The organism is Hamadaea sp. (genome assembly GCF_013362815.1).
In the GTDB taxonomy this organism is placed as follows: domain Bacteria; phylum Actinomycetota; class Actinomycetes; order Mycobacteriales; family Micromonosporaceae; genus Hamadaea.
On record NZ_JABFVK010000099.1, the window covers coordinates 18,491 to 42,095 of the forward strand.

The following is a 23,605-nucleotide window of genomic DNA, read 5'->3' on the forward strand; positions in this document are numbered from 1 at the left end:
TTGCTGTCTCAGCCCTTCATGCCGGTGAAGGCGATGCCCCGGACCACGTAGCGCTGGGCGAAGACGTAGAGCACGAGGATGGGCAGGATGCTCGCCGTGGACCCGGCCATGACCACGTTCCAGGCCGGGCCGTAGCGGCCGAGCAGTAGCGACAGGCCGACGGGCAGCGTGGTGTGCGCCTCGGTCTGCGCGATCACGAGCGGCCAGAGGAAGGCGTTCCAGCTGGCCATGAAGGCGAATACGGCGAACGTCGCCAGCGCCGGGCCCACCAGCGGCAGCAGGACCCGCCAGAACACCCGGAACGGACCGGCTCCGTCCACATAGGCCGCTTCGTCCAACTCCTTCGGCAACGCCATGAAGGCCTGCCGGAGCATGAAGACTCCGAAGCTCGACACCGCGGTGGGGAGCAGCAGTCCGGCGTACGTGTCGACGAGGCCGAGCGAGCGCATCTCGATGAACAGCGGCACGATGATCACCTGCATCGGGATCATCATCGTGGCCAGGTACAGCACGAACAGGGCGTTGCTTCCCTTGAACCGCAACCGGCTGAAGGCGTACGCCGCCGTCGCGCTCGTGAACAATTGCAGCAGGGTCGACACGATCGCCACCCCGAGGCTGTTCGCGGCGAACCGCCAGAACGGGAACGCGCTCGCCAGTCGTGCGTACGGGTCGGTGGTGACCGGGTCCGGCAACAGGGCAGCATCGGCATTGCTCATCTGCGCGTCACCGGTCAACGAGGTGGCCAGCATCCACAGGAACGGCCCGATCATCGCCACCGCACCCAAGGTGAGCAGCGCGTATCGCAGGATCTTCCTAGTCATACTGCACCCACCGCCGCTGCAACCTCAGCTGCGCCACCGTGACGACCAGGATGATCGCGAACAGCACGATGCTCATCGCGGAGGCGTAGCCGACCCGGCCGTAGCTGAAGGCGTACCGGACGATCTGCTCGACCACGACGCTGCTCGCGCCGCCCGGCCCGCCGCCGGTCATCACCCAGACCTGGTCGAAGACCTGGAAGCCGTTGATCAAGCTGATCACCGTGACGAAGAAAAGGGACGGGCTGAGCAGCGGCAGCGTGATGCTGCGCAGCCGCCGCCACGCCGATGCGCCGTCGAGGTCCGCCGCCTCCAGCAGGTCCTTCGGGATCGCCTGAAGTCCCGCGAGCAGGATGACCGCGACGAATCCGACGTCCTTCCAGACCGAGGCCAGGACGACCGACGGCATCGCCCAGGTCGGATCGGTCCACCAGCCCGGCCCGTCGATGCCGACCAGGCCCAGCGCCTTGTCGACGAGCCCACCCGCCGGGTTGAGCAGCCACTTCCACAACAGCGAGATGGCGACCCAGCTGCTCACCACGGGCAGGAAGAACATCGCGCGGTAGAGCGTCATCGCGGGCAGCTTCGCGTTGAGCAGCAACGCCACTGCCAACCCCAGGATCAGCACGAGCGGCAGATAGCCCGCGAGGTAGAGCAGTGTGTGCAGCAACGCGGCGTGGAAATCGGCGTCCTTGGCCAGCTCCGCGTAATTGTCAAGGCCGACGAAGCTCGGCACGCCGATCAGGTTCCAGTCCTGGAAGCTCACCCAGACCGTGCCGATCATCGGCCCGATCCAGAACGCCAGCAGCGTGACCAGGCTCGGCGCGAGGAAGATCGCCGCGACGCCCGCGTTCCTCCAGCGCCGTTGCGCGCTCACGCTCCGGCCTCCAGAGAGAAGGCCGCGAGCCGCGATCGCACCGCGTCAGCCTGGGGGTCCGCGTTGAAAGTGAAAGGGGTACGCAGAACGAGGGCAGCTGCTCCCAGTGCCCATTTCGCGTCATCCCAGGGATCGACATGCACCGAGATCCGGTCGGCGAATCCGGGGAACACGCCGTTGGTGAAGGCAGGCTCGAAGCCGACCGCCAGGTGGGGCCACGCTCGGCTGCCCTCGCCGCTGACGAGGATCGCCTGCGGGTCGAGGACGACCGACAATCCGGCGACGGCCAGCCCGAGCCGCCTGCCGGCCTCGGCGTACACCTGCTGGGCCTCCTTGTCCCCTTGGTCGGCCCGCTTCTTGAGCTCCTCGGGAGTCTTCGTGCCGGCCTGCTTCATCAAAGCCTCGTCGGAGAGGTACGTCTCCAAGCAGCCCCGCCGTCCGCAGTGGCAGGGCAGCCCGTTCTCCGGATCGACGGGCAGGTGGCCCAGCTCCCCGGCCGCGCCATGCCCACCGCGTCGGAGGTCGCCGCCGGAGAACACCGCCGCGCCGACGCCCCGGCCCAGGGTGACCGTGAGGAAGTCCTCGTAGGGACGGCCCAACCCGTACAGGTGCTCATAGGCGGCCAGCGTGTTGACGTCGTTGTCCACCAACACCGGTACGCCGACCAGCTGCGACAGGTAGTCGGCCAGCGGCATGCGCTTCCACCCGAGCAGTTGCGCCTGCACCAGCCCGGTGCCGGTGTCCACGAAGCCGGGAATGCCCACCCCGACCCCCAAGAACGTCGGCTGGTCGCCTTGAGGAATACGCGGGGTCAGCAGCTCGGCGAGGGCGTCGAACGGATTGGCCTTGAGCGCGTCGACCGGCGCGGAGAACGTGTCGAGCACCGTCCCGTCCAGATCCGCGTGCACACCGGTGACGTGCCCGGCCGCGACCTTGACGCCGATCGCCGACGCCGCCGATCCAGCCACGGCGAGCAACTCACCCGGCCGGCCGCCGCGCGAGGCGTCGTCGTCGACCTTGTGCAGCACTCCGGCCTCGATGAACGACCGCGTCACGGCCGTCACCGTCGGCGGACTGAGCCCGAGCCGCCGGGCGATGTCCGCCCGTGAGATGGGCCCATGCCTGCCGACCAGCGCCAGAATCGCCGTCCGGTTGACATCCCGCAGCCGGGGGCCGGAGGTCGCGGAGACCATTCGAGCACTTCCTTCCGAGACTATGTTTCGTCGCTGAATTAACGTAGCCGCGCTTCTCCTCGCTCGTCAACCCCCGGTCCCGCGCCGTGCTCTCTCCCGCGCTCTCTCGCGCCGCGCCTTTTCGCGCCGGATCAGGGTTCTGGGCCGAATCTTGACCCGTGATTCGACCGCGATCCCTGATCTGGTGGTGATCTTGGGGCGTGGGATCATGGCGCATGCGCGCGATCGTCTTCGACTACTACGGCACCCTGTCGAACCCGGCCGGCGAAAGCGAGCGGCGCGAGCTGTACTCGCGTACCGGTGAAGTGCTCGGCATCGACGGCGACGTGTTCTGGGGCGCGATGGTCGACACGTTCCGCGAACGGATCATCGGTGCGTACGGCGACACCCGGGCCACCCTGCTCGCGATGGCTCGCCGCTGCGGGGTCGATCCGTCCGAGAGCGTACTCACCGCAGCGCTCCGGGCGCAGCTGGACGGCGCACGGCATACACAGCGCCCCCGCCCGGACGCGGTCAAGACACTGACTGCGTTGCGAGAACGAGGTTTCCGGCTCGCGCTGATGAGCGACTGCAGCAGCGAACTCGTCGAAGACTGGCCGAACAACCCGTTCGCACCGCTGATCGACGCCCCCGTCTTCAGCTGGCGCGAACGAATCCGCAAGCCCGCCCCGGAGTTGTACGCCGCCGCCGCTTCCCGGCTCGGGGTGTCACTCGCCGAGTGCTGGTACGTCGGCGACGGCGGCGGACGGGAACTACGCGGCGCTCACGACGCCGGTATGCGTCCGGTGCTGGTCACGAATGCCGCACATCCGGAGGCGGCACAGCATCGAGCCGACCCGGACGACCACCTTCCGGAGTACTCAGTGGACGACCTGCCGGAACTCCTCGACCTCTGCCTCATCCCCGCCGCCGAGCTTTAGAGCCCGTTGGTACAGGGTTCGGGGCGCACGCCAAGATCGTGTGCCCGTGGTCTGCGATTTCTGGCCAGAATTGATGATCAAGTACCCGTGGTCAGCGGAAATCAGCCTTCTGGCGCATACGACGGGCACATGTCGGCCGATGCGAGCCGAAAATCGCAGACCCAGGGAACTTGATCATACTCAGATAAAGCACCGTACTCGGGCTTCGCGACTCCCTTGATGCTTGGTCACGGCTCGCAACGCCGTCTGGGGGCTCCCGGGCATCAGATCCTGCGAGAATCCGGCTGATCGAGTTTTATCGATAGCGGCGTTGGCATCGAGACGCACATGCTGCGATGTCGGCCTCCTGCCGATCGTTCCTCCTGGGTATTCCAACGCCGGTATTCCAACGCCGCTGCGACATCCGATCGGAGCCATGGCGGGTCACGTGCCGACTGAGCGGGTGCATGCTAGTCAACGGGCCGGCCCAGGTGACCACCGCGGCCGTCACGCCGCACGTACGCGATCACTTCCCGCAAGGCCTCGTCATCACTCGAGGTTTCCGCCTCGGAAAGCGCCTCGACCAGCCGAGGCGTCATCCCGTCGATTCCGTACGCCAAGGTGATCGCCTGACGACGAGAAGGGCCGGAGGCCCTCGCGATCACGTCGTAGACGGCGTCCAGGGCGTCGACAAGTGCCAGCCGGAGAATTTCGCGTTCCTCCGGCGTTCCGGAGTCGTCCGGGTCATCCGGATCGTCGGCGCTGATGAGATCGATGATTCCGATCGCTGTCGCCCGAGCGTCCTCGGACTCGTCCACCAACATCCAGCGGGCCAGGAAAGGGATGACATACGGCGCAGCCTGGATGAAGAACCCCTCGTAGATGACCTCGTCTTCCAGCATCCGCCGCAAACGCCAAAAGTCTTCCAGCGTCTTCGCCTTCGTGACCAAGGCCGTGATCAGGTCCGGCACTGCCGAGGCGTTCGCTCCTGGGCGAGCGCTGCAGAGTGCCCGCCAGGGAACTTCGTACAGGCCGTCGAGGACCCAGGCCGTCATCTCTTCGTCGACGGAACCCATCAATTCGTCCGCTGGCACCAGATGTCAGGGGCGCCAGGCAGTGGCGGTCGCCCACTGCTCGGCGGCGCCGATCACCAGGTCCACCACCGGATCCTTCACGTCCGTGTACGCGACCCGATCCGGGACGTTGTCCGCAAGCACCCGCTTGAACTGGGCGTACGCCGGAATCGCGGCGGGGTGCGCGCGGAACCAGTCGCGGAACAACAAGGCGAGACGTTCGTTCGGTGACCCCACGACGCGTACGTGGAGGTTCACGTCGCCGGACGGGTGGTTCCGCCGTCGCCAGAAGCGCTTCGCCCATCGGGCGGGATCGTCGCCGCTTCCGGCCGGCACGTGATCGGAGTTGAACGCCGTACGCTCGAATCCGAGTTCGGCCAGTGGTGCGGCGAACGCCCCTGCGGCGGTGTCGAGGTCGGAGACGCTGATCTGCAGGTCGAGCAGGTCCTTCGCGGCCATCCCGGGAATCGCCGTACTGCCGATGTGCTCGATTCGCGACGCCGCCGGTCCGAGAGCGCTCGCGAGTTCACTGATGAGCGATTGCGCCCGCGCCGGCCATCCTTCGTCGTAGTCGCTGACGACCGCACGATCCGATGGGAAGGTGATCGCCTGCGCGACGATCACTCGGTCGCCGTCGAACGTCAGCGCCGGAGAACCGTGCAACTCGTAGCCGTCGGCCAGGGCCTCGCTCACCCGTTCGCAGAACGTGGAGTCGTCCGGTCCGGTCAGCACTCGATACGGCAGCGGCAGGCTCATGACGGGAATGGTATCGGCTGACGGATCTTGCGCTGTCGGCGAACTGCGTTGGGCGTACCAGCTGATGGGGTGTTGAGTGGGCCGCATGGAGATCCTAGTTCTGGGCGGCACGGCCTTTCTGGGCCGGGAGTACGCGAGCCAGGCGGTCGCGCGCGGGCATCGGGTGACGTGTCTGGCGCGTGGCGAGAGCGGCGCGGTGGCCGAGGGTTCGACGCTGGTCGTGGCGGACCGGACGGAACCGGGAGCCTACGACGCGGTCGCGGACCGGGAGTGGGACGCGGTCGTCGAGGTGTCTTGGCAGCCGGGACTGGTACGCGGAGCCCTGAACGCCTTGGCGGACAAGGCCAGGCATTGGACCTACGTGTCGTCGGGCAACGCCTACGCGTCGTTCGAGACGCCCGGCGCCGACGAGTCGTTTCCGCTACGCGCGGCGACCGAGCTGGACGTCGTGGAGCAGGATCTCTATGGCGAGGCCAAAGTCGCCTGCGAACAGGCCTCGCAGGCGGCACTCGGCGACCGGCTGGTGATCGCGCGCGCCGGGTTGATCGGCGGTCCCGGCGATCGCAGCGACCGGGCCGGATACTGGGTGGCGCGGGCGGCCCGAGCGCCGGAGGAGCCGCTGCTCGTGCCGGACACCCCAGACGTGGCGACCCAGGTGATCGACGTACGCGACCTCGCCGCCTGGCTGCTCGACCTCGGCGAATCCGGCACGGCCGGGGTGTTCGACACGGTCGGGCCGATCGTCCCCTTCGCGGAGTGGATCGAGCTGTGCCGGCAGGTCGGCGGGCATACCGGACCCGTCGTACGCGCCTCCGCGGAATGGCTGCTGGCCCAGGACGTCAAGGAATACATGGGGCCCGATTCGTTCGCGATGTGGCTCGTGGCTGACGACTACGCCGGGTGGTCTCGGCGTACGGGGGCTGCCGCGGTGGCTGCCGGGCTGGTTCATCGGTCCCGCTCCGCCTTCCTGGAGGACGTGCTGGCGTGGGAGCGTTCGCTTGGGCTCGACCGGTATCGGCGGGCTGGGCTCTCTTCCGCTCGCGAACGCTCGCTACTCACTGCTCTTTCTCGCGTTATCCCGGGATAACGTCCCTTTCCGGGCGCGGGAGGCCGCGTTATCCCGGATCCTGCGATGATCATGCGCTCGATGAGCAGCGCGTGTCGTACGCCGGTGTCACGATGGGAGCGTGCTGTTCGCAGAGGTAGCCGCGACGTCGGAGGCGGTGGCGGCGACGTCCGGTCGCAAAGCCAAGATCGAATTGCTGGCGAAGACGCTGCGCGGGCTCGCCTCCGACGAGGCCGAGGCCGGTGCCGCTTTCCTCGCCGGTGAGCTGCGGCAGCGTACGACCGGGGTGGGGTGGGCGACATTACAGGCACTGCCCTCGCCGACCGAGGTCGCCACGCTCACGGTCGGGCAGGTCGCGGCCACCGTCGACCGGCTCGCCGCGATCAGCGGCACGGGCTCGCAGGCCCGGCGCAAGGAAGAGGTCCAGGCACTGTTCGGGGCGGCGACCGCGCCCGAGCAGAAACTGCTGCGGGGTCTGTTCACGGGCGAGGTCCGCCAGGGGGCGCTCGCGGGGGTCCTGGCCGAGGCCATCGCACAGGCCGCGGATGTTCCGGCAGCGGCGGTACGCCGTGCGCTGCTCCTCAGCGGAGACCTCGCGTTCGTCGCCGCGACCGCGTTACGAGGTGGCGCCGCCGCGCTCGGGGAGTTCACGCTGGCCGTCGGCCGTCCGCTCGCGCCGATGCTGGCTCAGGCCGCTTCCGGGGTCGACGAGGCGCTGACCGTCACCGGTGTGCCCGCCATGGCCGACGTCAAGCTCGACGGCGTACGCATCCAGGTGCACAAGTCGGGCGACGAGGTGACCGTCTTCAGCCGGAGTCTGGACGACCTCACCTCCCGGCTGCCGGAGATCGTGGCCGCCGTCCGCTCGCTGCCCGCTCGCGAGCTGGTGCTCGACGGCGAGGCCCTCGCGCTGGACGAACAGGGTCGGCCGCATCCGTTCCAGATCACCGCATCGCTCGCCGCCACCCGATCGGGCGCGCCGGGCGGGTTGATCGCGAAGTTCTTCGACCTGCTGCATGCCGACGGACGCGATTACCTCGACGAACCCGGGCATCGGCGCTGGGCCGCCCTCGCCTCGATCGTCCCCGCCGATCTGCTCATCGACCGGCAGACCGTCACCTCCACCGAGGAGGCCGAGGAGTTCTTCGCGGCGGCGATCATGGGCGGCAACGAGGGACTCGTCATCAAATCCGTGGACGCCGCCTACGACGTCGGCCGCCGGGGCGGCGCTTGGGTGAAGGTGAAGCCGCGGCACACCCTCGACCTGGTGGTGCTGGCCGTCGAGTGGGGTCATGGACGGCGTACGGGACTGCTGTCGAACCTGCACCTGGGCGCGCGGGATCCGCGTACGGGTGGATTCGTGATGCTGGGCAAGACGTTCAAGGGACTCACCGACGAGATGCTGCGCTGGCAGACGCAGCGCTTCCTGGAACTCGCCGTCGACCGCGGCGACTGGGTCGTCACCGTACGCCCCGAGCAGGTGGTGGAAGTGGCCTTCGACGGCGTGCAGACCAGTCCGCGCTACCCCGGCGGTGTGGCTCTGCGGTTCGCCCGGGTGCTGCGGTATCGCGACGACAAGCGGGCCGACGAGGCGGACACCATCGACGAGGTACTACGCATTCGCAGCGGCTCGTAACGCACGCTCCGCGCTTCGCGCTGGCGCATGCGCGCCGCGCCTTGATCAGCGGAAATTTCGCGGGGTCATAGCCCCGCGAAACTTCCGCTGATCATGGCGCGGCCAACGCGTCGACGGCGTCCGGCGACAGCACTCGGCGTACGACCAGCTCGACGAGCCCGACCGTCGCGGCTTCCACCTCCGGCGGCGAAGCGACGACGCGCAACTCTCCAACGCTGTGCGGCATCGCCACCGAACGCACCACTTCGTCCACTATCGACACCACGGACGGCTGCGCCCCGATCGACCCCCCGAGGACCAGCGTACGCGGATTGACCAGCGCGATCAGCGAGGCGAGGACGCCACCCACCCGGCGTGCCGCCGCTACCGGCGACGCACCCTGGAGGGCGTACCCGGCGGCGAAGGCCGCGAGACAGCCACGTCGTCCGCAGCGGCACAGCGGCCCGTCCGGGTCGACGAGGATGTGCCCGATGTCCCCGGCCGCGCCGTCGGCCCCGGTGAGGCAGCGCCCGTCCACGACGACGCCCGCGCCGATGCCACTGGACCACTTCACCCCCAGCACGACACCACCGGCGAGAGACAGCGCCGCGCCCAGGGCGAACGCCCGAGCGTCGTTCTCGAACACCACCGGGACCTCCCAAAGCCGCTGCATTCGCGCAGCGGGAAACGACGGCAGCACCGTCGACGGCGAAGGCAGCCCGGTCAGGGGCGAGATCGGCGCGGGCAGCCCGACCCCGACTCCGATCAGCCGCTCGCCAATCGCCGGTCCCAACTCGGCGGCGACCCCGAGCAGTTCGGTGACGATGGTGCCAGGATCAGCGGGGTCTACGCGGAGCGAAACGAACCGCAGCGGCCGGCCGTCGACGCCGCTGTAGCAGACCCGAGCGTGCGTATGCCCGACGTCGAAGGTCAGCACCACCATCGACCGGTCGTCGAACCGGATCAGTTGAGGCGGCCGGCCGCCCTCGGACCGCGTCGATCCCGCCTCATGGATGAGACCGGCCGCGAACAGCGGGGCGAGCCGCTCCAGCAACGTCGGCCGGGACATGCCGGTGGCGTCGAGCAGCTCCCGCCTCGTCCAGTGTGGACGCGTACGGATCAGGGCAAGCAGGTGACCGGGTCCGGTAACAGGCATGTGCTGACCTCTTGACAGCTATTCAAACGCGTTTGCCGCTGAGTGGGTAACGATCTACCCAGCTCAGCGACGTTCACGCGCACTCTCGTCAAACTGCTGAGTGACTAACTGGGTGACTATGCCTGCTCCTCAGGATCTTCCTCAGACTCGGGCGCTTCCTCCTCCTTGAAGATCTCATCCATCGCCACCGCGCCACCCAGCAGTACGGGTCGAAGTTGATGACGATAGACCTGCTCGGTTACGGCCGTTCCGGCGTGACCGACGAGATCCGCGATGTCCTCCAGCCGCACACCGCTGTCCGACAGGATCGAGACGAAGCTGTGCCTCAGTTCCCGAGGCGTCCAGTCCTTCGGCGGAAGACCCGCCCTGCGGATGACACTCCGAAACGCCGTCCGGACGTTTCCCGCGTCAAGTGGTCGCCCCGTCTTGGTCGCGAACACCAGACCCAGTTCATGCCAACGGTCCCCCGCCGTCGCTCGCTCCTGAGCCTGTCTGACCCGAAGACGAGCCAGCGCATCGACGCACCTGTTGGGCAGTGCTAACGACCGCCGTGACTTTCGCGTCTTGGTATCACCATCCGTGCGCACACTCCGCCAGACCTCGACCGAGGGCGGCGTGGGCGGATCGCCTTCCGGCCTGCCGCCCATGTCCACATGACGCCAGGTGAGTGCCCGCATCTCTTCCGTCCGTGCCCCCGTAAGCAGAGAGAGCACGATGTAGGCGTGAATCCTGCTGCTTTCGGCGGCGTCTAGCACCGCCTTCGCCTGGGACAGCGTCAGTGCCTTTGAGGGTCTTCCTGGCTTCTGCCCCTTTGGGACCGAGCAGAGCGCCACGACGTTGCGCTTAACCTTGTCGCGCGCCATGGCACGCATGACCGACCGGTTGAGTAGCGAGAGAACGATTCGCAGCGTACGCGTGCTCAGCGTCCTCGCTTCGCGTGCGAGCCATCGGTCTACGTCATCTGCTCGTAGATCGCGCAACTTACGTGCGCCCAACCCTGGGAGCACGTGGTTTCGGCACAGATTCGAGTAGTTCTTTCGCGTGTCTTCGGCCTGAGTGGTGAGGCCGAACGACAGCCAGTCGTTCACTGCGTCTGCAACCGTGAAGTTCTGCGGGGCGATGGCCAACCCGTCTTCATGGTCGCGCAAGACTTCCTTGAGTTTGGTCTTGGCCTCGGTCTTGGTCTTCCCGCTGCCTTTGCGGGTGATTCGCTTCCCGGCCGGGGTGTAGCCGATGGTGGCTTCGGCGATCCAGCGTTGGCGGCTTTCGCTCCAGTAGAGTCCGCCGTCTCCCCTGCTGCGTCGCGTGGTCATGCGGCGGCTCCGGCTTCGCGCTCCAGGAGCGTGACATAGTCGGTGATGGCGGTGGCGGGGACGAGGCGGCTACGGCCTTCCTTGACCGTACGCAGTCGCCCGGATCGGATCAGTTCGTATATGACGGTCCGGGAGAGGCTGAGGAGGTTCATCGCCTCGGGGACCTTGTACAAGGCCTTACGGGCGTCCTCCTTTGAGACGAGTGCTGTGGTTGTCATGGACGTGGGTTGCTCCTTCCTTGAGTTCCGGCCGCTGGGGGCCGACAGAGTTTGGACTTGCTGCGCTGGCGGCAGGTCTCGGTTCTGTCCTCTATGGAGTTCTCAAGGAACGGTGGTGCTGTCCGGAGGATTTGCTGTTTGGGTCTTCTGCAGGGCGGTGCCGGCCTGGAAATCCTTCGGCCCGGGGATCAGTGCCAGGTGGTGGCGACGTCGTTGGTGAGGGCGTCGCGGGCGGCTTGGCGTCGGGCGCGGGCGAGGGCTGCGCTGGTGTTGGCGAGGAGGGCGTCGCCGCTGTTGTGCCAGCCGATTCCGGCGAAGGTGAAGCTGCCGACGATGAGGGTGGTTTCTTCGGCCGTGTGGTCGGCGGTGCGTACGACGGCGTCGGCCGCAGCTGGGGTGGTTTCGGTGCGCCGGAATTCGATGCGGGCGGCGCGCAGCGCCGCGAAGGTGACCGAGTAGCGGCGGGCTTTGGTGAATAGGTGCCCGCCGACGCCGAACATGTGAGCCCACCGGCGCAGCCGGGCGTAGGGGTTGTCGTTGGCGAGCTTGCGCTGGTTGGCCCGTTGGGTGTCAATGTCTTCTTGACGGGTGGGGTTGCAGTCGATGCACATGGCCAGCCGGGTGCGTCGGCCGCAGTCGGGGCACGTCCACGGCTCTGCGAGGCGGGCGGTGCGCCAAGTGGGTACGAGTCGGCCGGAGCCGATGACATGGCATTCGGCCCGGGGCCGTCCGATGCGCCAGCAGGCGTGTACGAGCCGTCCGACGTGGGTGTCGGGTTCGATCGCGCGGACGTCGGCTTCGGTGAGGCGTTTGGAGACGAACCCGGTTATCTCGGTGCTCTTGGTGGAGTATTTGGCGAGGTATCCGGCGACCTGCTGGTCAGAGATTTCGCCGCGTCCGGTGACGTTGACGTGGCGGACGTCGAGAGCTTTCGGGTCGCCCCAGGTGATGGGCCAGCCACCGGGCCGGTCCGGATGGTCCGGGGTGGTAAAGCTGATATGCGCGGCGGCGTGCCGCAACGCGGCTTCGATGTCGTGGGAGGTGAAACCGGCCGGTGAGGGCACGATCCGGGCCGGGTCGGTGGGGTCGAGGCCGTCCAGGCGCAGGATGCCGTGGTAGTGCAGGGCGGCGCGTTGCTGGAGTTCGTGGACTTTGCCGTGGGACAGGCCGACCGGTGACTTGCGCACGGTGTTGCCGGACGCGGTGACCACGATGGCGTCGGGGAGTCCGCGGTCGCGGGCCAGGCCGTGGAGGTAGCGTTCCGCAGCTTGCTTGGTGCGCCGCCACAGTTCGGGGGCGTAGAGGTTCCACACGACGTGGTGGTCGTGGTCGTAGCAGTCCAAGCACAGCGGACGGCCGAGCCGGGAATCGCCCTCCTCATGCCGGGCGAAGCAGACCAGGCTTTGGCCGTGCGGGCAGGTTTTGACGTCGCCTTTGCCGGTGCGGGCGCGGCACGGATTCGGCCGGCAATCGCAGCGGGCCCGCCGCTGACACGTGTGCTTGCCCACGACTCGGGTGTGCACCGGCCCGAACGAGGGTGCGGTGAGGGTGGCGAACACTGCCGGATGGGTCGCGACCGTCTTGGGGACGCCTTTGCCGCCGACGAGCCCAGCCCGGATGAGCTGGTAGGCGTCTTGCTGATACAACTTCGCGCACGCAGGACAGACCGAGGCTCGCCGGTTGCCGCAGGCTTTGTAGAGCACGCCGTCGGGCATCTGGTCGGTGTAGCGGGCGTCGATGATGGTCGCCCGGTCACCGGTACGGACGATCGTGAACAGGCCACCGGTCAGCCGGACGGGTTGCGAGCACGCAGCAGCTGGGGCGATGTGGGCGTACCAGGCGTCCATGTCGGTCGACGCGGCGCGGACGGCGATGTGGTCACGGGTCGTCTCGGGCCGGAAGGCCCGCCACGGCTCGGACTGCCGGGGGTGGGTGCGGGTCGGCTCGGCGGCCGGGGCCGCACCCAGCACGGGGCTGGGTGCGACGGTCGGGGTCGAGACGTTCACCGGCGGTTGCTCACAAGCTTGCCGTTGACGGTCGCGGTCGGCTTGGTGTTGGTCGGGTCGAGGTTGAGCACGGCGAGGATCTGGGCGGCGTCGCGGGTGTCGATACGCAGCCGGACGGCCAGTTCGCCAGCGGTGATCGGTTCTCCGGTGGTGGCATGGTGCGCTTGGGCGGTGTGCCGGGCGCGTGACAGCAGAGCGGCCGGGACCGGACGGCCCAGGGGGACGCTCGGGGCGACTGCGGGGGTTGAGGTCGCAGCCGACTCGGCGGCGGTGGGCGCCGGTGCGACGGGCACCGTGTCGGGTGCACGGGTCGCGACAGGTTCGGCCGTGTCAGATGCCGGGGAGACGACCGCCGTAGGCGGCTGGACTGCCGGGGCGGATCGGACCGGGACGGGCTCAGATGTCGGGGTGTCAACGACGACCGGGACCGGCACCGGCCGGGCCGGGACAATCTGCGGAGACGCGGTGGCGGTCGCCGTGGTGGACGGCGTGACCGAAGTCGTAGTGGTGTTCAGGGTGGTGCGGCGGGGTTTGGCTCCGGTGGCCAGGATGGCTGCGGTGGCCATGACCATGAGTCCGTCGACGGCTAGCGGTCCGACGGTGGACACGAAGGTGTCTTCGCCGTAGTGGGCAAGCAGCCCGGACAGGTGCTGGTAGGAGACGGCTCCGGCCACGAGGGTGACGGGGAGCATGCCGCCCCAGCGGATGACTTTCCAGATGCGGCCGTTGGGCCAGCCGATGCGGGCGAGGATTTCGACCGCGATGAACAGGAAGACGGGCCAGACGATCGCTGAGACGACCTGGCCGGGTTCGGGCTGCCAGTCGGCGGGTGCGCCGACAGGGACGATGAACGAATGGCCGATGTTGGCGGCGATGGACACCAGTCCGCCGAGGATGGCTCCGGTGTAGGCCCAGCCACGACCGGGCAGGCCGGAACGGGTTTTGGGGCTGGTCATGCGATCACCACCAGGGCGGTGATGAACAGCCAGCCGATGTGCCAGGACTGGTCCAGCGCGTACGCGCCGGTGCCCAGCGACGGGTTGTCGTCGTGGCCGGGGCGGGGTGTGCCCAGGCGGTAGAACCGGTCGCAGCCGGTGAGGCGGGCGAGTTTGGCCAGGGGTGTGCGCCGGTCGGCGAAGTAGTGGGTCAGGGCCGAGACGGTGAGTCCGGCGACGGTGGCGGGTAGGTGCAGGGTCAGACCGGTGTAGTGGGCCATGGCCAGGAGGGCGAGGACTGCGGTTGCGATGTAGGTGGTGACGTGGGCGGCGCAGGCGATGCGTCCGGCCCGGCCGGGCTGGCCTTTACGGTCGGCCTGGTACTGGGTCTGAATCCAGTGGTCGGCCACCTGGTGGGCGGCGTACAGAGCGGCGAACACGGCCGCGAACGCGGCTATGCGGGTGTCGGTCATGAGAGGTCTCCTTGCCGTGCGGTGCGGCGGAAGGCGGTGACGTCGAACAGGTCACCGGTGACCGGTGGTTGTGGGCGCGTGGAAGGGTTGGCGCGCAAGGGTTTGGGTTTGGTCAGGCGCAGGTTTTCGAACGCCTCAGCTGGGAGGCGTTTGGTGTGGTTGGGGTTTTCGTGGTGGCGGCGCAGCAGCAGCGGCCGGACCACGGCGAGGGTGGGGCAGTCGCCGGTGGTGTCGTTGTCGGCGAACCGGTGACCGCAGCCAGGGCAGACCATGGCGGCGGGCAGACCACGGAAGTGGTCTGCGAACACGTCGATCAGCGTGGCGACCGTGACGGCCAGTCCAGCTGTGAGCAGGCGGGGATCTACCGGTGTCATGGCATGTCACCGCCGCCCCAGCGTTGTTGTGCTGCTTGCCGGGAGATGCCCAGGACGCGGCCGATGTCGGCCCACGAGTAGGGCGGGTTCGCCTTACGCAGTCCGCGTACGGCGGTGGCGATCGCGTCGTCGACCTCGTTGGACAGGGCGACGAGATCGGTGAGGGCTTCGATGTCGGCTTCGTCGCCGACACGGCGGGCGAACGCCCGCATGATGCGTTTGGCGAACGCGGCAAACGCCGGGTTCTCCACGGTGTCGCGGCGGCGTTGCGCCGGGACGGGTGTCAACGGGGTCTTGACGTTCGGGGTGCTCATCGGGCACCGCCGGTCGGGATCAGGGCGGCGAGCAGTTGTTCGCCGATGAACCGGGTCATGGCCGGCGGGATGGCCTGGGAGAGTTCCTCGCGGGTCATCCAGTCGATGCCCATGACCGTCTGCCGGTCGGTGAACGAGCCTTTCCAGCCGTGGCCTTGGCCGCTGTCACCGGTGCCGTAGACGCCGATGATCCGGCCGCGTTTGGTGTGGCAGTAGCAGCCACCGGCACCCATGAGCAGCCGGTTGGATTCGAAGCGTCGATGCCGGCGTAGCCATACCCGGCCGCGGGTCGCGGTGTCGGTGTGCAGACCGAACTCGGTACCGCACAAGGTGACGGCCCCGGGCATGTCCGCTCCGGGAACGTTTTCGATCACATACGGCCGGCCCAGGATGTCCAGGGCGGTGCGGGTGGCGTCGAGCAGCCATCCGGTTCCGTCGTGGCCGACGACGTTGGCCAACGGGGTGTGGTCGTGGCATGGCGGCGAGGCGTGGATCGCGTCGAACCGGTCGCCGTGGGCGGCCAGGAACTCCAGAGCATCGCCCTGGTGGAACGTGAACGGATAGTTGGGTTGCGGACGGTTGTCGACACCGACGACGTCGAAGCCGGCCAGGTGGTAGCCCATGCTCGCGCCACCGGCGCAGCAGAACAGGTCCAGCAGACGCGGGCGCGCGGTCATGCCGCACCACCAGCATGCTTGGACTCCCACGCGTCGGCAGCCGACCGCAGTGCGGTGATGACCGTGTCGGCGGTTTGGCCGTCCCGGTCGTTCCAGTCGGCGATAGGCAGGTCCGACTGCTTCGGGTTCAGGCCGAGGTGGCGGACGAAGAAGTCTTCGGCCTCGTAGTAGCTGTCCAGCCCGTCGAGGGTGGCGGGGTAGGCCACGCCGCAGGCGGCGTAGTAGATCGCACCGCTCGCGCAGGCGGGCGGGAACGCAGCGGCGGTGCTGCGGTCGTAGTAGTTGTCGGTGGTCCAGCCGTACACCTGGAGGTAGGTCGCGGCGTCCCGCAGGATCTGCGCCGGAGTGGCAACCGGCGTCGGGTTGGTGGGGGTGTTCATCGGGTGTGCCTCCCGAGTGCGTAGCCGACGACTCCGGCCGGCATTCCAGTGGTGGTGGGTTCGTCTTCGTCGGTGGGCCGCTCGTAGGCCAAAGCGGCGTGGTATTCGCGGCTGATCTGCTCGTTGGCAGCGCAGGTGCTCAGGGCACGGGAGATGAGCTCGGCGGCGACCGGATCGGTGACACGGTCGGCGAGCTCGGTGAGGATCTGGCCCAGGTAGTGGGCGAGGAACGCGTCGCGGACACGGTCAGGGCGTCCGGCGAGGCGGGTGAGGGTGGCGCGCCCGGCAGCGAGGGGGTCTCGCATCGAGGTCACCGGTTCGGTGAGCCGGGGCAGGGTGAGGGTAGGGTGCATGACAGCCACGTCCCTTCGTGGATGGTGGAATGGCCGTCCGGACCAGGGCTTCACTTGCCGGTTAGGACCTGGTCCGGGCGGTGCTGGTGAACTGCGGTTATCGGTTGACGCTGGCCAGCTGTCGCCGCCAGGCGTGCAGTTCCTTCTCATAGGCGCGCTGGGCCGCCGTGGTGATCTGGGCGGCGTCACGCTGGATCCGATACAGGGCGTGGGCGATGCCCGGCGCACAGGTGGTGCACGCGTACATGCGGGGTTCGAACTCGCGGGGCTTGACCCACCGGCCGCACGGCTCGCACAAGACCTGGGTGACCTTCGGCCGCTGGAACCGGGCCGCCTTGTGCCCGACCGTGACGGCCGCGTCGGTGATGCGCTGGCGCAGTTTCGGCTTGCTCATGACGGTGTCCTTTCCGGCTCAGGCGGCGAGTGCGTGTTGCGGGCGGCGGATGTAGGCGGCGTAGTCGGCGAGGTGGATCACGTCGTCGTCGGTCAGATAAGCGGCCTTGACCAGCTTCGGTGTGCCGCCTTCGGCGATCAGCAGACCCGAGCCCTGATTGGTCGGGTCGAGGCTGTTGGCGGTGTAGCCCTTCGAGGCCCAGCCATGGCCCAGCACGATGTCCGACGACGAGTCGTTGGACGTGCGGCCGCAGAACCGCCACGCGAACAGATCCCGCAAGCTGGTCGGGATGATGTCGCTGGAGGGGCGTTGGGTCGCGGCCAGGACGATGATGCCGACCGCACGGCCCCGGGCGACCAGGTCCCGCAGCAGAGCCGAGAACATGTCCTGTTCGGTCTTGGAGCCGACGGTGGCGGAAAAGTACGCGATCTCGTCAATCACGATGAGGATCGCGGAGAACGCATCATCGCGGGTGATCTTGCGGCGGCGGTGCTGGCGCAGATAGGCGTAGCGGTTGTCCATCACCTGCTGCACCCGCAACAGGGTGCGGATCGCGTGTTTCTGGTCCGGGCCGACGAACACGTCGGCGACTTGCTCCCACAGGCCGAGTTCGACCTGCTTGCCGTCGATCAGACACAGGCGGCAGTCGGCCGACAGGGCGGCGTGCGCCAGATAGTTCGACAGCAGCGACGATTTGCCCGCGCCGGGCTCACCGCCGATCAGCTTGTTGCGGTACATCATGGTCACGTAGACCGGCTTGCCGAACTCGTCCACCCCGATGAACACCGGGTCGAAGATCGACAGGTTCGGCGCGACCGGAATCGCAGGCCGCACGAACGCGGAACCAAGCATGCTCACGGCAGGAACCTCCTTTCAGATGAAGGCGTCGTTGGGGTCATCGGGCAACGAACGGCCGGACGGGCTAGAACCGTTGCCGCCGTTGGCATTGCTGCCGTTGCCGTTTGGGCGGGGACGCGGGACACGGCCGGTGGGGCGTTCGGGGTCGGCAGGTTCGGGCACGTCGGGCAGGTCCAGGCCGACCGGGGGCATGCCCGGCGACAGCGGCACGATCGTGGGGTCGAAACCAGTGCCCCGGCCCACACCGGCAAGCGGGTTGATCACGAGGGCGGTCAGCGGGTCGCGGCGGGAGATGTCGATCCGGACCCGGGCGGCGTTCGACTGCGAGGCACGCGAGACGCGGACCTGGTCGGCGCGGCAGGTTTCCGCCAAAGCGCCGAGCTGACGTTCCAGATCCGCGTAGGTCAGACCCGGGCGCAGAAGGATGGTGACGCGTTCCCCGGCCGGGGTCGGCCACGCCATCCCGATCAGCGGCAGACTCCCCGCCCGGCCGTGGCCACCGGAGCGGACCATCGGGGCGAACGCGGTCCGCAGCCGATGCCGCACCGCGAAACACCACACGATCGCCACGACCCGATGCCGAATGGCCGGCACGGCGGCCGGAACCCCGACCAGCACCACCAAGACGACAAGCGAGACCGGGACGTTGGTGGCGTTGGCCAGGGCGGGCCAGCCGAGGAACACGACAAGACCGGCCGTGATCAGATCAGCCCACCACCACAAGGCGCGCAGCAGCGGCCAGATCAGCACCACCGACGCGACCAGCAGACCCAGCACGAACCCGATCACCGCCCCGGCGAGCAGGCCCAGCAGCGGGTGCCACACGTGGGAAAGAACCGTGGCCGAGATCAGACCGGTGACGATCGCGACGATCCAGAACGTCAACTGCGCCTTGCGCTGAAACTGCACCCGCACCGGCTGGTCCACCAAAGTGACGCTGCCGGTGTGCTGACGGCCGAACAGGCCACCAGAACTAGAATTGGACACGACGAGTCCCCCTCCTTGCAGGGTCAGGACTTGGCAGGTCCGGGGTCGCAGCGACGCCAATCACTACGCGACCCCGGACACTCAAAGCTTGAGAAGAAAATGCCGAGAGTTGCTGGCAGTTGCCGGTCAGCCGACCGACGCGAGAACCTGCGCCGGGCGGATCTCAGCGGCCTTGAACGACACGCCCTGCCGCACCGACTTGTTCCGGTCCAGATTCGCCCACGGGATGATCTCCAAATCGACCACCTCGACCGGCTGACGCCACTTCACCGCCGGAGCCGAAGCCGACGCCACCGACACCGCCATCGTGTCCGCACCCTCGTCCTCGCCCTTCCACGCGGTCAGCTCCACCACCCACACTGGGTAGCCGCTGTTCACGTCGACCTTCTGCCGACCCTCGTTGTCCACCTTCGGAGCCGCCGACTTCGCGACCTCGAACTCGATCCCGTCCGTCTTGAGCTTGTAGCTCGCCATCGTTGATTCCTCCTGTGGTGTGCGCTCTCAGCGCTCGATTCGGCTTGTGCGTTTGACTGTACCAGCCTCTTCTAGTTCGTACTAGTACGATATCAAGATTTTCTAGAGCGTGCTGGCTCGCTTTAGTCGGACCGATTGCCTAGCCTGTAGGCGTGCCCATCAGCCCGAACGACCCACGCCCTAGCTACGTGCAGATTGCCGATCACCTGCGAAAGAAGATCGAAAGCGGCGAGCTTGCTCCGGGTCAACGCCTGCCTTCCGGACGCCAGATGGCAGAGGAGTATGGCGTCGCTGCCATGACCGTTCAGCAGGCCATCGGTGAACTCGGCGACCTCGTCGTGCGGTGGCAAGGACGCGGCGTTTTCGTCCGCGAACATGACAGCACCTCCGGCAGCAGTGAATCCCTCACGGTCCAGGACGTTGTGGACCATCTTGCCGCCCTTCGGGCATCGTTCGAGAACTTGGAGTCGCGGGTAGCGAAGCTGGAGGCGCAGCGGACCCGGCAGTCGTGATCGCATCCACCCGGAGGCTGAGACGCTTGGCTCGCGCATTGAGGTCTGCGATCTCGCTTGCGATCTCGCGCATCAGGTCCGACGTCATGCATCTAGGACACCAGCCAAGTCGAAGCGTTGAAACGCATGCATGTCGTCAGGACAGGGGAGGTCGATAGGCATTGACTAGGCATCTACTGTCCGATGCAATAGGCCCAGACCACTCTGACGGGGACGGGGGGACCTGGAAGATGCCGCTCAACGCTGACGCAGCAACGCCGAATCTGGCCCTGTACAACCTTCGCGACGCAGCAGGACAGTCCCAACAGGACGTTGCCGAAGCCGTCAACCGGTTGGCCGGTACGGGCGGCAAGACCGGTTCGGTCACTGCGAATCAGGTGAGCCGGTGGGAACGCGGAGTCACTCGCCCTTCCCCGTTCTACCGCCGACTACTCTCTGAACACTTCGGAGTCTCGGTCGAGGCTCTCGGCCTTGTCCGGCCCCGTGAAGCTCTTCATGACCGTGAAGGGACCGCCACTCCTGCTCCATCGTTCGAGATCCAGGCACCGGCAGCGACAGGCCCTCATCCACTCGTCACCAACAGCCAGAGTGAGTGGCGGGCGATTCGACGCGCTCTAAACTCCAACCGAGTTGCACTCGCCCACAGCGTCGCTGCCCTCTATGAGGCTGGTACGACTTTGGCCGGCACTGGACTACTAGCCAACCCAGACCTGTTGCCGCCGGATGCTCTGCCGCTAGAAGCTGTGGAACTGGAGCCGGACGACCGCGCGGCGCGACCGGAGGTCACCGGCAAGGAAGACTTCGCCGATCATGTCCGCCCCCTGATCGATCCCGGACGTCGGTTCCATCGCTACAGCCACGCCGTTCGAGGGTTGGACCACCCCCGGCTCTTCGAGAACCGCATGCTCTGGCGGCTCCTCGACATCTCGTGGAACGCCCAAGCGGGATACATGGCCTTCGGCGACACGTCGTACTTCGAGCAAGTCGACGTTTGTGAGGCGCTTGCCCATGAAGCTGCGGCCTCGCTCATTTCGGCGGACGGACGCGTCTCCCCTGCGACATGGAAGGGGCTCGGAATTCGGCGCAGGCTAGGCGATCCCTTCGACCTTGGCAGCCGGGCATTGGGCACGTCGACCGACACGTTGACCATCCGTCGCGATCGATACGGCGCGACATTCGTCCTTCACGATCGCAACGCGGGCAACGTTGCCGTTGCTGGCGGGATGCTGCACGTCATGCCCTGTGGCGTCTTCCAGCCATCGAGCATCAGTCAAGCCGCGCTTGCCGCCGACTTCAGCCTTTGGCGCAACATCATGCGGGAGTACTCGGAGGAATTCCTCGGCAATCCGGAGCATGACGGCGACGGCCACCCCATCGATTACTCCGCGCCGCCCTTCGACATGTTCGAGCAAGGGCGATCGGCAGGCAAGATCCGGCCATACTGCCTCGGATTCGGGCTGGACGCCTTGACGCTCTACGGCGAGATCCTTACCACCGTGGTCTTTGACGCCGACGTCTACGACACTCTGTTTGGCAACATGGTCGACGCCAATGAGGAAGGCACCGTCGTGAAGACCGGGCGCGTGCATCCGACATCGGCAATTCCGTTCACAGAGCACACCATCAGGGAACTGATCGGGTCGAAGCGCCTCGCTCCAGCCGCAGCCGCATGCCTTCAGCTTGCCTGGCAACACCGCCACACGCTGCTTGCCGACTAGGAGACAATCTTGCGAGTTCTTGTCACCGGTGGCACCGGGTTCCTCGGCCGAGCGGTGGTCGCAGAGCTAGCCAGTCACGGTGCGCTAGTAACGGCCCTCACGCACACTCGGCCGGGGCTCTCGATTCCCGGTGCCGATAGCGTCCGCAGGGCAGACCTACGGCACCTGATCGGACTAGCTGACGTCGTTAACGAGATCCAGCCGGACGCGATCTGCCACCTCGCCGCGCTCGCCACTGCGCGGGAGTCTTTCGCCAAGGCGATCGAGTACTACGACGTCAACGTCACCGGGACAATCAACCTCCTGCGAGCGGTCGAAGCTGCCCGGCTTAAGCGGCCCCCGAAGGTCATCTTTGCATCGACCAACGCCGTCTACGGCTCCGGCAAATCCGGCGCGCTTACCGAGGACGACCCGCCAAATCCAGAGAGCCCGTACGCAGCTTCAAAGCTCGCAGCCGAGCAGTTGATCAGCGGGTACGCCCGAACCGGGGCGATCGGAGCCTCGATTCTCCGCTGCTTCAATATCGCTGGCGCAACAGCGGACGGCTATGGCGACCCGGATCAAACCCGGATCATCTCCAACGTCATCCGAGCAGCCAATGGTGAGATCCCGCACGTGACAGTGAACGGTGACGGCAGCGCAGTCCGAGAATTCACACATGTCTTGGATGTAGCTGAAGCGGTCCGGCTAGCCCTGCGATCCACCGAGGCCGGTTACGGAGAGGTCTTCAACATCGGTACCGGCGTGGGGCTCTCCATGATGGAGGTCATCCGAGCTGGTGAACGCATCACCGGGCGTTCCATCGAGATCGTCCATCGGCCGCCCGCACACGAGCCACATACTCTGGTCGCAAATGTCAGCAAGGCACGGGCTTCGCTTGGCTGGAAAGCTCGCCGCTCATCCATCGATCGGATTCTCGCAGATGCATGGAAGGCTACGAACCGCGGCCAGCGTCAGGTAAAGGCTCGATAGGATGCCAGACCTGAGCGGAAGTCAAGCATGGCAGGCAATTCGAGCGCTGCGCGCAGCCCCGACAGGAAGGGCACGCAGGGATCCGGATAGGCAGCACACATTCGTAGCTGCCTTACGTCAAGCGGAAGAACTCGCGGCTGCGTCGGACGCGGCCGGGTACGCGGCCAGGCCACTGCCGCTCTTCTATTGCTTGAGTCAAGCTGGACGGGCCATAGCAGCAGCGCATCACCCTGGAGATTCTGCACTCCGAGCCCATGGCCTCTCGATTCCCCCAAGCAATCCCCCACGTCCACTCCTTAAGACTCTTGTGAAGCCCCAAAAGCGGCTGGACGATTCGTTCGGCGGTGTAGCGGTATCCATCGGGTCTCCGACACTTAGTGGCGCTGTTGAACTCGGTGCGCTGTGGGCTGCGAATCCTGATCTTCGTGACGTTCCGATCCCAGCCAGTGCCGGAAGATGGCCACGCGTACTGGAAGTGCCAATCGGCACACAAGCCCTACCAAGAGAGGTCGATCAGGCTCCGAACGTCTACCCGATCAGTACGGGGGGGATCATTGGAGCTTCAGTTGATCTGCCTGGCACCACCGGGACAGATATTCAACAAGTGTTGAGTGTCTATCCAACACTTCGCACCGCATTCGGCGTGGCCCAAGGCCCCTACGGTGCTGTCCAAGCGGGTCCCAATGATGTCGTGGTGCGAGGTCCCGATCATCAAGGCGTGATGCGAGCAACGATCGGGGTCTCAGCACCTCATCAGACCAACATCGCTGACTTCTGGCGGCGACAACGAGAGATGGCATCCTTCGTAGAGGTTGATCACCGGTACCCCGAGCGGCCGCATCCACATCTAGTTGGGTACGCGATGCCAACGCTTGCAGGCGGGGAGAGCCCGCACCCGCTTCTACTGTGGTGGGCGCTCCTGCTTGGGCTGTCTAGCCTGGCGCGATACGAACCGTCTACCTGGACGGGCGCGATTGACCTCGATTCGTCGGAGCTAGCCGTCAGCCTTGAACGTGTCTTGGACCTCGCCGGGCAACACGTGCCCCGGCGCGTGCTGGAAGCCCTAATGGGTGGTGGCACGAAATCACCGCGCATTGTGTGAGAAGTTTCTTTACGTCTTCAAGGCGGCCATTACGGGCCGCTCGCGCCGTCGACAAAGGGGGCCGGGCCGAAGGCCCGCCGCTTCGCCGGGAC

General features: G+C 67.0%; 26 protein-coding genes. 6 read left to right on the forward strand and 20 right to left on the reverse strand.

Annotated features, from left to right (window positions below; all coding sequences use genetic code 11):
* Positions 1-8: 8 nt before the first annotated feature.
* Genes HOV77_RS31985 through HOV77_RS31995 form a run of 3 tightly spaced genes read right to left on the reverse strand, consistent with a single transcriptional unit; the run spans position 9 to position 2,888 of the window.
* Positions 9-821, reverse strand: a complete 813-nt coding sequence (locus HOV77_RS31985; protein ID WP_290869220.1) for a carbohydrate ABC transporter permease — start codon at positions 819-821, stop codon at positions 9-11.
* Positions 814-1,695 (reverse strand): sugar ABC transporter permease, encoded by an 882-nt coding sequence (locus HOV77_RS31990; RefSeq protein WP_290869223.1) that lies wholly within the window; start codon positions 1,693-1,695, stop codon positions 814-816. The genes HOV77_RS31985 and HOV77_RS31990 overlap by 8 nt, the downstream gene beginning before the upstream one ends.
* Complete coding sequence (locus HOV77_RS31995; protein WP_290869226.1) at positions 1,692-2,888, reverse strand: ROK family transcriptional regulator; 1,197 nt, start codon at positions 2,886-2,888, stop codon at positions 1,692-1,694. Before HOV77_RS31995 ends, HOV77_RS31990 begins: the two co-directional genes overlap by 4 nt.
* Positions 2,889-3,103: 215 nt before the next feature.
* Between HOV77_RS31995 and HOV77_RS32000 the strand changes: the two genes are divergently transcribed.
* Positions 3,104-3,808 carry an HAD family hydrolase gene (locus HOV77_RS32000; RefSeq protein ID WP_290869229.1) on the forward strand — a complete coding sequence of 235 codons (705 nt, stop codon included), beginning with the start codon at positions 3,104-3,106 and terminating at the stop codon, positions 3,806-3,808.
* A gap of 449 nt (positions 3,809-4,257) precedes the next feature.
* On the opposite strand, the gene HOV77_RS32005 is transcribed toward HOV77_RS32000, so the two are convergent.
* Both HOV77_RS32005 and HOV77_RS32010 read right to left on the reverse strand, forming a co-directional pair.
* On the reverse strand, positions 4,258-4,863 hold the full coding sequence (locus HOV77_RS32005) for a hypothetical protein (protein WP_290869232.1): 606 nt from the start codon (positions 4,861-4,863) through the stop codon (positions 4,258-4,260).
* A 24-nt stretch (positions 4,864-4,887) separates the two neighbouring features.
* On the reverse strand, positions 4,888-5,616 hold the full coding sequence (locus HOV77_RS32010) for a GrpB family protein (RefSeq protein ID WP_290869235.1): 729 nt from the start codon (positions 5,614-5,616) through the stop codon (positions 4,888-4,890).
* 85 nt (positions 5,617-5,701) lie between these two features.
* On the opposite strand from HOV77_RS32010, the gene HOV77_RS32015 reads away from it, so the two are divergent.
* Positions 5,702-6,703 (forward strand): NAD-dependent epimerase/dehydratase family protein, encoded by a 1,002-nt coding sequence (locus tag HOV77_RS32015; protein ID WP_290869238.1) that lies wholly within the window; start codon positions 5,702-5,704, stop codon positions 6,701-6,703.
* Positions 6,704-6,803: 100 nt separating this feature from the next.
* Positions 6,804-8,318, forward strand: coding sequence for an ATP-dependent DNA ligase (locus HOV77_RS32020; RefSeq protein ID WP_290869240.1), 1,515 nt, complete (start codon positions 6,804-6,806; stop codon positions 8,316-8,318).
* Positions 8,319-8,409: 91 nt separating this feature from the next.
* Here the strand turns inward: HOV77_RS32020 and HOV77_RS32025 are convergent, their stop codons facing one another.
* From HOV77_RS32025 to HOV77_RS32095, 15 genes are all read right to left on the reverse strand, one after another.
* On the reverse strand, positions 8,410-9,453 hold the full coding sequence (locus HOV77_RS32025; protein ID WP_290869243.1) for an ROK family protein: 1,044 nt from the start codon (positions 9,451-9,453) through the stop codon (positions 8,410-8,412).
* 116 nt (positions 9,454-9,569) lie between these two features.
* The gene (locus HOV77_RS32030) at positions 9,570-10,766 is read right to left on the reverse strand and encodes a site-specific integrase (protein WP_290869245.1); all 1,197 of its coding nucleotides are present in this window, start codon (positions 10,764-10,766) and stop codon (positions 9,570-9,572) included.
* The gene (locus tag HOV77_RS32035) at positions 10,763-10,984 is read right to left on the reverse strand and encodes a helix-turn-helix domain-containing protein (protein WP_290869248.1); all 222 of its coding nucleotides are present in this window, start codon (positions 10,982-10,984) and stop codon (positions 10,763-10,765) included. Before HOV77_RS32035 ends, HOV77_RS32030 begins: the two co-directional genes overlap by 4 nt.
* Positions 10,985-11,172: 188 nt before the next feature.
* Positions 11,173-12,990, reverse strand: a complete 1,818-nt coding sequence (locus HOV77_RS32040) for a replication initiator (RefSeq protein ID WP_290869251.1) — start codon at positions 12,988-12,990, stop codon at positions 11,173-11,175.
* A complete protein-coding gene (locus tag HOV77_RS32045; RefSeq protein WP_290869254.1) occupies positions 12,987-13,946 on the reverse strand; it encodes a DUF2637 domain-containing protein in 960 nt (319 codons plus the stop codon). The genes HOV77_RS32040 and HOV77_RS32045 overlap by 4 nt, the downstream gene beginning before the upstream one ends.
* Positions 13,943-14,398 carry a DUF3307 domain-containing protein gene (locus HOV77_RS32050; protein ID WP_290869256.1) on the reverse strand — a complete coding sequence of 152 codons (456 nt, stop codon included), beginning with the start codon at positions 14,396-14,398 and terminating at the stop codon, positions 13,943-13,945. Before HOV77_RS32050 ends, HOV77_RS32045 begins: the two co-directional genes overlap by 4 nt.
* The gene (locus HOV77_RS32055) at positions 14,395-14,772 is read right to left on the reverse strand and encodes a hypothetical protein (protein WP_290869259.1); all 378 of its coding nucleotides are present in this window, start codon (positions 14,770-14,772) and stop codon (positions 14,395-14,397) included. Before HOV77_RS32055 ends, HOV77_RS32050 begins: the two co-directional genes overlap by 4 nt.
* Positions 14,769-15,086: a hypothetical protein gene (locus tag HOV77_RS32060; RefSeq protein ID WP_290869262.1), complete on the reverse strand. Its 318-nt coding sequence runs from the start codon at positions 15,084-15,086 to the stop codon at positions 14,769-14,771. Before HOV77_RS32060 ends, HOV77_RS32055 begins: the two co-directional genes overlap by 4 nt.
* Positions 15,083-15,763 carry a DNA cytosine methyltransferase gene (locus HOV77_RS32065; protein ID WP_290869265.1) on the reverse strand — a complete coding sequence of 227 codons (681 nt, stop codon included), beginning with the start codon at positions 15,761-15,763 and terminating at the stop codon, positions 15,083-15,085. The genes HOV77_RS32060 and HOV77_RS32065 overlap by 4 nt, the downstream gene beginning before the upstream one ends.
* Positions 15,760-16,143 carry a hypothetical protein gene (locus HOV77_RS32070; RefSeq protein ID WP_290869267.1) on the reverse strand — a complete coding sequence of 128 codons (384 nt, stop codon included), beginning with the start codon at positions 16,141-16,143 and terminating at the stop codon, positions 15,760-15,762. Before HOV77_RS32070 ends, HOV77_RS32065 begins: the two co-directional genes overlap by 4 nt.
* Positions 16,140-16,496 (reverse strand): hypothetical protein, encoded by a 357-nt coding sequence (locus HOV77_RS32075; RefSeq protein ID WP_290869270.1) that lies wholly within the window; start codon positions 16,494-16,496, stop codon positions 16,140-16,142. The genes HOV77_RS32070 and HOV77_RS32075 overlap by 4 nt, the downstream gene beginning before the upstream one ends.
* Positions 16,497-16,593: 97 nt before the next feature.
* Positions 16,594-16,890, reverse strand: coding sequence for a hypothetical protein (locus HOV77_RS32080; protein ID WP_290869273.1), 297 nt, complete (start codon positions 16,888-16,890; stop codon positions 16,594-16,596).
* Positions 16,891-16,908: 18 nt separating this feature from the next.
* Positions 16,909-17,742: an FtsK/SpoIIIE domain-containing protein gene (locus HOV77_RS32085; RefSeq protein ID WP_290869289.1), complete on the reverse strand. Its 834-nt coding sequence runs from the start codon at positions 17,740-17,742 to the stop codon at positions 16,909-16,911.
* Between the two features lie 21 nt (positions 17,743-17,763).
* On the reverse strand, positions 17,764-18,735 hold the full coding sequence (locus HOV77_RS32090; RefSeq protein ID WP_290869276.1) for a hypothetical protein: 972 nt from the start codon (positions 18,733-18,735) through the stop codon (positions 17,764-17,766).
* A 126-nt stretch (positions 18,736-18,861) separates the two neighbouring features.
* Complete coding sequence (locus tag HOV77_RS32095; protein WP_290869279.1) at positions 18,862-19,209, reverse strand: hypothetical protein; 348 nt, start codon at positions 19,207-19,209, stop codon at positions 18,862-18,864.
* A 152-nt stretch (positions 19,210-19,361) separates the two neighbouring features.
* Here HOV77_RS32095 and HOV77_RS32100 point away from each other — a divergent pair, with 152 nt between their 5' ends.
* The 3 genes from HOV77_RS32100 to HOV77_RS32110 all read left to right on the forward strand — a co-directional run bounded on the left by HOV77_RS32100 (position 19,362) and on the right by HOV77_RS32110 (position 22,411).
* On the forward strand, positions 19,362-19,721 hold the full coding sequence (locus HOV77_RS32100) for a GntR family transcriptional regulator (RefSeq protein ID WP_290869281.1): 360 nt from the start codon (positions 19,362-19,364) through the stop codon (positions 19,719-19,721).
* Positions 19,722-19,951: 230 nt separating this feature from the next.
* A complete protein-coding gene (locus tag HOV77_RS32105) occupies positions 19,952-21,439 on the forward strand; it encodes a helix-turn-helix transcriptional regulator (protein WP_290869284.1) in 1,488 nt (495 codons plus the stop codon).
* Between the two features lie 9 nt (positions 21,440-21,448).
* Complete coding sequence (locus HOV77_RS32110) at positions 21,449-22,411, forward strand: NAD-dependent epimerase/dehydratase family protein (protein WP_290869287.1); 963 nt, start codon at positions 21,449-21,451, stop codon at positions 22,409-22,411.
* Positions 22,412-23,605 lie beyond the last annotated feature (1,194 nt).

Bases quoted from the DNA above. Each gene is read 5' to 3' on its own strand.
- HOV77_RS31985 (WP_290869220.1), bottom strand. From the start codon at position 821: ATGACTAGGAAGATCCTGCGATACGCGCTGCTCACCTTGGGTGCGGTG.
- HOV77_RS31995 (WP_290869226.1), bottom strand. From the start codon at position 2,888: ATGGTCTCCGCGACCTCCGGCCCCCGGCTGCGGGATGTCAACCGGACG.
- HOV77_RS32000 (WP_290869229.1), top strand. From the start codon at position 3,104: ATGCGCGCGATCGTCTTCGACTACTACGGCACCCTGTCGAACCCGGCC.
- HOV77_RS32005 (WP_290869232.1), bottom strand. From the start codon at position 4,863: ATGGGTTCCGTCGACGAAGAGATGACGGCCTGGGTCCTCGACGGCCTG.
- HOV77_RS32010 (WP_290869235.1), bottom strand. From the start codon at position 5,616: ATGAGCCTGCCGCTGCCGTATCGAGTGCTGACCGGACCGGACGACTCC.
- HOV77_RS32015 (WP_290869238.1), top strand. From the start codon at position 5,702: ATGGAGATCCTAGTTCTGGGCGGCACGGCCTTTCTGGGCCGGGAGTAC.
- HOV77_RS32025 (WP_290869243.1), bottom strand. From the start codon at position 9,453: ATGCCTGTTACCGGACCCGGTCACCTGCTTGCCCTGATCCGTACGCGT.
- HOV77_RS32030 (WP_290869245.1), bottom strand. From the start codon at position 10,766: ATGACCACGCGACGCAGCAGGGGAGACGGCGGACTCTACTGGAGCGAA.
- HOV77_RS32035 (WP_290869248.1), bottom strand. From the start codon at position 10,984: ATGACAACCACAGCACTCGTCTCAAAGGAGGACGCCCGTAAGGCCTTG.
- HOV77_RS32045 (WP_290869254.1), bottom strand. From the start codon at position 13,946: ATGACCAGCCCCAAAACCCGTTCCGGCCTGCCCGGTCGTGGCTGGGCC.
- HOV77_RS32050 (WP_290869256.1), bottom strand. From the start codon at position 14,398: ATGACCGACACCCGCATAGCCGCGTTCGCGGCCGTGTTCGCCGCTCTG.
- HOV77_RS32055 (WP_290869259.1), bottom strand. From the start codon at position 14,772: ATGACACCGGTAGATCCCCGCCTGCTCACAGCTGGACTGGCCGTCACG.
- HOV77_RS32060 (WP_290869262.1), bottom strand. From the start codon at position 15,086: ATGAGCACCCCGAACGTCAAGACCCCGTTGACACCCGTCCCGGCGCAA.
- HOV77_RS32065 (WP_290869265.1), bottom strand. From the start codon at position 15,763: ATGACCGCGCGCCCGCGTCTGCTGGACCTGTTCTGCTGCGCCGGTGGC.
- HOV77_RS32070 (WP_290869267.1), bottom strand. From the start codon at position 16,143: ATGAACACCCCCACCAACCCGACGCCGGTTGCCACTCCGGCGCAGATC.
- HOV77_RS32075 (WP_290869270.1), bottom strand. From the start codon at position 16,496: ATGCACCCTACCCTCACCCTGCCCCGGCTCACCGAACCGGTGACCTCG.
- HOV77_RS32080 (WP_290869273.1), bottom strand. From the start codon at position 16,890: ATGAGCAAGCCGAAACTGCGCCAGCGCATCACCGACGCGGCCGTCACG.
- HOV77_RS32085 (WP_290869289.1), bottom strand. From the start codon at position 17,742: ATGCTTGGTTCCGCGTTCGTGCGGCCTGCGATTCCGGTCGCGCCGAAC.
- HOV77_RS32095 (WP_290869279.1), bottom strand. From the start codon at position 19,209: ATGGCGAGCTACAAGCTCAAGACGGACGGGATCGAGTTCGAGGTCGCG.
- HOV77_RS32105 (WP_290869284.1), top strand. From the start codon at position 19,952: ATGCCGCTCAACGCTGACGCAGCAACGCCGAATCTGGCCCTGTACAAC.